This window comes from Spirochaetota bacterium, from assembly GCA_040756435.1.
Classification (GTDB): domain Bacteria; phylum Spirochaetota; class UBA4802; order UBA4802; family UB4802; genus UBA4802.
Window position 1 is genome coordinate 22932 of record JBFLZD010000043.1, and the last position, 6000, is coordinate 28931.

Consider the following 6000-nt stretch of genomic DNA (forward strand, 5'->3'; position numbering starts at 1 on the left):
CGAAGGGGTGATATTATTGTAAGGGGTCAGAGCTCAGGCTCTCCCCATCTCTGCGGTCTCTGCGTGAGACTAACTGATGCATCACGTAGAGTACGCAGAGTTATTAGAGAGGTAGTGGGATTTGAGGGTCAGAGCCTAATAAGTAGATCCTGAATCAATCCTGAATTAAATTCAGGACATGGTTCAGGATGACACCCTGTTATTCACTACAAAACCCCGAAGGGGTGACATTATTGTAAGGGGTCAGAGCCTTTTTACAGTAACTATCGCATATATACATAAAAGAATTATTATGTCTTGACAAAATAAACCTGCTTCTTGCTACAGTATGTAAAATACTTTATTTAAAGATACTATTATGGAACTACCACAAGCTACTAATTTTATTGAGGAAATAATCAACGAAGACTTAAAAAATAACGTTTGTACATCTATTATCACGCGCTTCCCTCCTGAACCAAATGGCTATCTTCATATTGGACATGCAAAATCAATATGCCTTAACTTTGGTATTGCTCAAAAATATAATGGTACATGCAATTTGCGTCTGGATGACACCAACCCTGAAAAGGAAGATGTTGAATATGTTGAATCAATTAAACAGGATATTCAATGGTTAGGCTTTCAGTGGGATGGTGATGTTAAACATGCTTCAGATTATTTTGAGCAACTGTATGAATGGGCCAAAGAACTTATCAAAAAAGGGAAAGCCTATGTATGTGATATGAGCGCCGAAGAAGTTGCCGCAACGCGTGGCACCCCTACCCAACCTGGCAAAGAAAGCCCATACCGCAATCGCAGTGTTGAAGAAAATTTAGAACTTTTTGAACGTATGAAAAATGGTGAGTTTCCCGATGGTTCAAAAACATTGCGTGCAAAGATAGACATGGCATCACCTAATATGCATATGCGCGATCCTGTTATGTATCGCATAAAACATGCTGAACATCATCGTACAGGCAATAGATGGTGCATTTACCCCACCTACGATTGGGCACATGGTCAGTCCGACTACATTGAAGGGATAACTCATTCTATATGCACACTGGAATTTGAGGTACACCGCCCATTGTATGACTGGTTTTTAGACCAGATAGCAACTGGGCAGCGTCCAAAGCAGATTGAGTTTGCACGCCTCAATTTAACCTACACCGTCATGAGCAAGCGTATGTTACTCAGACTGGTGCAGGAAGGCTTTGTAAATGGCTGGGATGACCCCAGAATGCCTACCATAGCAGGACTGAGAAGAAGAGGTTATACCCCCGATTCCATTAAAAATTTTGCAAAGCTTGTAGGCGTTGCCAAAAAAGACAGTATGGTTGATATTGCACTGCTTGAACACTGCATACGAGAAGATTTAAACAAAAGAGCTAATCGTGTTATGTGTGTTCTTAATCCCCTTAAAGTGGTTATTCTTAACTATCCTGATAATCAGATTGAATATGTTGAAGGCATAAATAATCCTGAAGACCCTGCTGCTGGCACCCGGAACATACCTTTTTCCAGAGTACTTTACATTGAGCGTGATGATTTTATGGAAAATCCGCCAAAGAAATTTTTCAGGCTTTCACCTGGTGCTGAAGTGCGTTTGCGTTATACGTATTTCATAAAATGTGTAAACGTCATCAAAGATAGTAATGGAACCATTACCGAAATTCATTGCACCTATGACCCTAACACAAAAGAAGGATACGCACCAGATGGCCGCAAAGTTAAAGGTACCATTCACTGGGTAAGTGCAGAACATGCTTTACCCGCTGAAATACGGCTTTATGACAGATTGTTCACCAGGGAAGATCCATCTGAAGTTGAAGGTGACAAAGATTTTACTGCTTATATTAATCCCGACTCTTTAAAAGTTGTCAATGGGTATATTGAACCTTATGTTAAAGGCATACAGGTTTACACTAATTTTCAGTTTGAACGCTTGGGTTATTTTACTGTTGACCCTGATTCTAACAAAGACAAACTCATATTCAATAGAACAGTAACACTCAAGGATACATGGGCAAAAATAGTACAAAAAGAAGGGTGATTGGCTTTAACATTGTAGAACCCTGTGCAATAGGAAAATAGTTTAAAAAGCATGATGAATAGCACCAAAATTATTGACAAAATTTTTGTTTACAGAAACAATGTGCTATAGATTGTTTATATAAAATTGCCCGGTGGTGTAATTGGCAACACATCTGACTCTGGATCAGAGTAGTCCAGGTTCGAGTCCTGGCCGGGCAGCATCTATGTAACAGAAAATGCAGAGGAATACTACAAACCCTCTGCATTTTTAATTTAAGCTTTCTTTATCAGTAACTATCGCCATGTATTATATTGCGTTACTCATATTTATAATAACCTATTCAGGAATAATTTTCACGCGCCTTCCCTGGGTTAATGTTGACAGGCCATCAGCTGCTTATTTTGGCGCTGTTGCTATGATTTTAACAGGAGTGCTTTCTTTTGAAGAAGCCATTCTTGCTATTGATTTTAACACTATAGCTCTGTTACTGGGTATGATGATAGTCATAGCAACATTAGAACTGGATGGCTTTTTTGCCTTTATTGCACAAAAGACTATATCTTTTTCCAAAACCCCCTTACAGCTTTTATGGATCATTACGTTCACTACTGGTATTGCAAGCGCATTTCTGGTTAATGATGCAGTTGTCCTGATGTTTACCCCTATTATAATATCAATATGCAGATCAGCACAACTGGACCCAAAACCATATCTAATAGCCGAAATATTGGCTTCTAATGTGGGCAGCACAATGACAATCACAGGTAATCCTCAGAATATGCTTATTGGCATTTATTCAGGCATTCCCTATATATATTTTCTTCTTCATCTGCTGCCAGTTTCAATTATTGGGATGATAATTATTGTAATGTGCATCAAACGTATGTATTCACATACTTTTGAAACACAGCAGGTACTGTATTATAGCCAGAACGACTACGAATATAACCTGTCATCCATAATATTTTCTGTCCCAATTTTTATTCTTATCACATTCTTTTTTCTTCTTCATCACGTTCTTGATATATCAATCCCACTGATTGCGCTGACTGGCAGTTCATTAATTTTACTATTGGGCAAAATCAAGCCATCAAGAATAATAAAAGAGATAGACTGGGTTTTATTGTTGTTCTTTGCATCACTATTTATAGTAGTCAAAGGTGCTGAAAAAGCTGGAATCCTGTCACTATTCTTGAAGTTTTCTCACTTTACTGACAACCTGTCCAGCATAACCCTTTTACATGCTATCAGCCTTGTATTTTCACAAATAGTCAGCAATGTACCGTATGTGATTTTATTAGGGCCTACATTACAATATAGTAACAGCAAGATTATATGGTTAGCGCTGGCTTCATCATCAACGCTGGCTGGTAATGCAACAATAATTGGGGCAATGGCAAATCTGATTGTGCTGGAATCAGCAGCAAAATCAGGTGTTAAAATAAGCTTTATGGAATTCTTAAAGCCTGGAATACTTGTTACAATAATAACATTGATACTATCAATAGCCGTATTATATCTGTATTCAGTGACTAACTCCCTGTAATATTTTTTAATCTTTTGAATAATTTATTTGTTGACATTAATAATTAAATACCCTAATCTATTAATAAGTATTTTAACAAGTATTTTGCAGTTATGAAACATATATAACAGGATTTTTGTTACGGTTGTTAATTCATAATTTATTTGAGTAATCAAATGCAAATTGATATACACAAAGAAGGACCATTACTAATATTTACGTTAAACGGTCGATACGATATTTCCGAAGTGCATAATTTTGAAACGGTTTATCGCCATCATATTGAAGATAATCCAAAAATTATTGCGCTTAACCTTCGCGACTTAAAATATATAGATTCGTCAGGCATTGGTTCTCTGGTACGATGCATGAATCTTGCCCTTAAAAGCAATATTGAATTTATTTGTTATGATATAAATGAGAATGTTGAAAGTATTTTTAAGATAGCTAAACTTGACCAATTTATTTCTATATTGACACAGGAAGAATTTATAAAAAAATATATTAAAAAGCAATAAATTCTTTTAATGATTCTTTTTCTTCCAGCACATTAATTAATGCATCAACTACTTTAGGATCAAACTGAGTGCCTTTATTTTTAATTATTTCCTGTTTTGCTTCATAAAGCGATAGTGCCTTTCTATATGGTCTGTCACTGAGCATTGCATCCAGCGCATCAGCAACTGCAATAATTTTTGATTCAATTGGAATTTTTTCACCCGGCAGTTGATAATAACCTTTGCCATCTGTACGCTCGTGATGATACATTATAATTGATGCAATATCTTCCAGGTAATCAATTGATGATAATATCTTCATTCCCCGTATAGGATGGCTTTCCATCAGGAGTTTTTCTTTTTCATTGAGACGGCCGTTTTTCTCTATTATTTCAATGGGAATACCAATTTTACCAATATCATGGGCAGCAGCAGCATGGTTAAGCAATCGCATTTGCTCCTGTGACAAACCTAAACGTTTTCCAATTGCTAATGCATACTGAGCAACACGTATAGTATGCCCACTGGTATAAGGATCTTTATCCTCCATTGCACTGATTAATACTGTTATTATTTCAAACACTCTTTCATTTAGCTTTTCATCAAATGATGCTGTGGTGCTATTCTGCCTCATCATTAATTTCTGCATGTAGCGTAACACATTATCAAAACGCCCATTGTCAATAGAAAATGGATAGGTAAGGTTACCCTTTTCAAACTGTTTCAGAACTGTTAAAAGCGAAGCAGCAACATCATTGTATCGTTTATGCAGCATTTTACTAACAATTACAAAAGATATACTCACTGCCACTATGTTTGCCAAAATCAAAAGTATAATCTCGGAAAAGAAACTTATGGCAATGTATTTGAGAGCAAACTGATGTACCAGTAAAAACAGTACATTAATAGTAACTATCGCACATAATAAAATTAAGTATATTATGACGGTTAATTTTTTTCTTTTAAGGTATTTATATGTAAAAAGATTCGTCACATCCATAGTACTATTCTCACAGTGTAATCAGTAATTATAAAATACTTAAAATCATACCAGATTTCAAATTATTGTTATTTCTTTATGTGCGATAGTTCCTGTAAATTAATTATTGACGTTAAATGCATACTTAGTACATCTGTTTACAATCTTAATACACAACAATGTGACCATACTTTAAAAGGGGAGAAAAATGTCAAGAATACTTTCAGGCATACAACCGTCTGGAACGCTTCATATTGGCAATTACTTTGCCATGATGAAACCCATGATTGAACTGCAGCACAATAACGACCTGTTTTGTTTTATTGTTAATTATCATGCACTCACCAGTATTCACAATCCACAGGAACTATCTGAAAATACCTTAAATGCTGCAATGGACTTTATTGCATTAGGCCTTGATCCTGATAAAGCTCATTTCTGGGTACAATCTGATATCCCTGAAGTTACTGAACTTGCATGGATACTATCGTGCCACACCGGCTTAGGACTTTTAGAACGTAGTCACAGTTATAAGGATAAAATTGCAAAAGGCATTGTCCCAAACACTGGCCTTTTTACCTATCCAGTTCTTATGGCCGCTGACATACTGCTTTTCAATGCTGAAGTCATCCCTGTTGGCAAAGACCAGAAGCAGCACTTAGAAATAACACGCGACATAGCTGAACGGTTTAACCAGATGTATGGTGAAGTATTTGTGTTGCCTGAACCAATGATATCGGAAGATATTGCAGTCATACCCGGCATTGATGGGCAAAAAATGTCTAAAAGCTATAATAATACTATAAATATTTTTGAAGATGAAGCCACACTCAAGAAAAAAGTAATGCGTATAGTAACTGACTCAACACCGGTTGAGGCACCAAAAAATCCTGATACCTGTAATCTCTTTGCACTATATAAATTATTTGCTGAACCTGCAAAAACTGAAATACTCAGGGAACGGTATCGTAAAGGTGGCATT

At 36.3% G+C, this 6000-nt stretch carries 5 protein-coding genes and 1 tRNA gene; 5 read left to right on the plus strand and 1 reads right to left on the minus strand.

Features of this window, described 5'->3' with window-relative positions; translation table 11 throughout:
• Positions 1 to 358 precede the first annotated feature (358 nt).
• The 4 genes from AB1444_11975 to AB1444_11990 all read left to right on the plus strand — a co-directional run bounded on the left by AB1444_11975 (position 359) and on the right by AB1444_11990 (position 4060).
• Complete coding sequence (locus AB1444_11975; protein MEW6527368.1) at positions 359 to 2035, plus strand: glutamine--tRNA ligase/YqeY domain fusion protein; 1677 nt, start codon at positions 359 to 361, stop codon at positions 2033 to 2035.
• Positions 2036 to 2162: 127 nt separating this feature from the next.
• Positions 2163 to 2235, plus strand: a tRNA-Gln gene (locus tag AB1444_11980).
• Between the two features lie 83 nt (positions 2236 to 2318).
• Positions 2319 to 3563: an SLC13 family permease gene (locus AB1444_11985; GenBank protein MEW6527369.1), complete on the plus strand. Its 1245-nt coding sequence runs from the start codon at positions 2319 to 2321 to the stop codon at positions 3561 to 3563.
• 155 nt (positions 3564 to 3718) lie between these two features.
• Positions 3719 to 4060 (plus strand): STAS domain-containing protein, encoded by a 342-nt coding sequence (locus tag AB1444_11990; protein ID MEW6527370.1) that lies wholly within the window; start codon positions 3719 to 3721, stop codon positions 4058 to 4060.
• On the opposite strand, the gene AB1444_11995 is transcribed toward AB1444_11990, so the two are convergent.
• A complete protein-coding gene (locus AB1444_11995) occupies positions 4047 to 5039 on the minus strand; it encodes an HD-GYP domain-containing protein (GenBank protein ID MEW6527371.1) in 993 nt (330 codons plus the stop codon). The genes AB1444_11990 and AB1444_11995 overlap by 14 nt on opposite strands.
• Positions 5040 to 5226: 187 nt before the next feature.
• Between AB1444_11995 and trpS the strand changes: the two genes are divergently transcribed.
• The coding region (gene trpS / locus AB1444_12000; GenBank protein MEW6527372.1) for a tryptophan--tRNA ligase at positions 5227 to 6000 on the plus strand (774 nt) is incomplete at its 3' end.